This window comes from Klebsiella sp. AqSCr (assembly GCF_008452795.1).
In the GTDB taxonomy this organism is placed as follows: domain Bacteria; phylum Pseudomonadota; class Gammaproteobacteria; order Enterobacterales; family Enterobacteriaceae; genus Klebsiella; species Klebsiella pneumoniae.
The window spans coordinates 1-2,103 of sequence record NZ_MJDM01000042.1; the positions used below are offsets into that span (position 1 = coordinate 1).

Below are 2,103 nucleotides of genomic sequence, written 5' to 3' on the forward strand. Positions count from 1 at the left end.
AACTTCCCCGGGGCGTCCCGGTCAGTTTTCATCTGGTCTCCAGCAAACTGGTCGGCAATGATATCGACTACGGTCTGCGTGAATTCCGCTGGAGCGGTAAACAGGCTAAGAAGTTTAACGCCATCACCCAGGCCTACTATCTCCGGGCAGCGGAGACGAAGTTCCCCCTGCCTCCTGCACTGGATTTACCCCTGACGCTGCGTAACTACCGCGTGTACATCTCCTGCTGCGTGCCCCGGAAGAAAAACTCCACCACGCAAATTGTGGAGATGGAGAACCAGATTAAAATCCTGCGGGCGTCACTGGGCGGTGCCTATATTCCGACGCGTATCCTTGATGCTGCCGGGCTGGTCGAACTGATGCGCGAGCTGATAAACCCGGACCCGCACGAGATGTACCGCGTACCGTATAAGCTGGACCCCTATCAGGATCTGAACTATCAGTGTGTCGATGACAGCTTTGATATGCAGGTCACCGCCGGTCATCTGAAAATTGGCCGCCTGGGGCGCGACGGGAAAGAGTGCGTAACCCGGGTGACGAGCTACCATCTGGAGAGTGATCCGGAAATGGCCTTCCTCTGGACCTCCGCGGATAACTACGCCAACCTGCTTAACCCGGAGCTCTCCATCTCCTGCCCCTTTGTCATCACGCTGACGCTGATGGTGGAGGACCAGGTGAAGACCCAGAATGAAGCCAACATGAAATTCATGGACGTGGAGAAGAAAAGCAAAACCTCCTACGCGAAGTTTTTTCCGAACGTGATAAAGGAAATGCAGGAGTGGGGCGATATCCGCCAGCGACTGGCGACCAACCAGACCTCCCTGGTGTCCTACTTCTTTAATATCACCACGTACACCGCAGACAGCACAGAGGCCTCTCTCGCCGCTGAACAGCAGGTGCTCAACAGCTACCGTAAAGGCGGTTTCCAGCTGATCCCGGCCCGCTACCATCACCTGCGTAACTTTCTGGCCATGATGCCGTTCAAGTGTGGTGAGGGCCTGTTTAAAGAGCTGCAGGCGGCAGGCGTGGTGAAGCGGGCGGAGACGTTCCAGGTGGCTAACCTCCTGCCGATCGTCGCTGACAGCCCGCTGGCGCCGGCGGGACTCCTGGCGCCCACCTACCGAAATCAGCTGGCGTTCATCGACCTGTTCTACGAGGGAATGAACAATACCAATTTCAACATGGCAGTCTGCGGGACGTCCGGGGCGGGTAAAACCGGTCTGATTCAGCCCCTCATTCGCAGTGTGCTCGACTCCGGCGGGTTTGCCTGGGTGTTCGACATGGGCGATGGCTATAAGTCCCTGTGTGAAAACATGGGGGGCGTATACCTCGATGGCGATACCCTCAAGTTTAACCCGTTCGCCAACGTGCTGGATGATGCTCACTTTGACATGTCAGCAGAACGTATACGCGATCAGATGTCGGTGATGGCCAGTCCGAACGGCAACCTCGATGAAGTCCATGAAGGTCTGCTTCTGCAGGCAGTTCAGGCGGCCTGGTTAAGCAAGCGTAATCATGCACGCGTTGATGACGTAGTTCAGTTTTTACAGGACGCGAAGGACAGCGATGAATATGCTGATTCCCCGACAATCCGGGGCCGTCTGGACGAGATGATAATCCTGCTCGATCAGTACACGGTGAATGGGATCTACGGGGACTATTTCAACTCAGATAAACCAACACTTCACGATGACGCCCGGATGGTGGTACTGGAGCTCGGTGGCCTGGAGTCGCGGCCCTCTCTGCTTATCGCGGTGATGTTCTCATTGATTATTTACATCGAGAACAGGATGTATCAGTCACCGCGTGGCCTGAAAAAACTGAACGTCATCGATGAGGGCTGGAAGCTCCTTGATTTCAAGAATGAAAAAGTGGGGCAGTTTATCGAGAAAGGCTACCGTACCGCGCGTCGACATACCGGCGCATACATCACCATCACGCAAAATATCGTGGACTTCGACTCCCCGACCGCATCGAGCGCTGCACGCGCTGCCTGGGGGAACTCGTCGTACAAGGCCATTCTGAAGCAGTCAGCCAAAGAGTTTGCCAAGTATAACCAGCTGTACCCGGATCAGTTCAGCAAGCTGGAGAAAGACATGATTA

At 55.3% G+C, this 2,103-nt stretch carries 1 protein-coding gene; it reads left to right on the plus strand.

Features of this window, described 5'->3' with window-relative positions; all coding sequences use genetic code 11:
- A partial coding sequence (gene traC, locus BHE81_RS26305) for a type IV secretion system protein TraC (RefSeq protein WP_149888856.1) occupies window positions 1-2,103 on the plus strand: 2,103 nt, incomplete at both ends.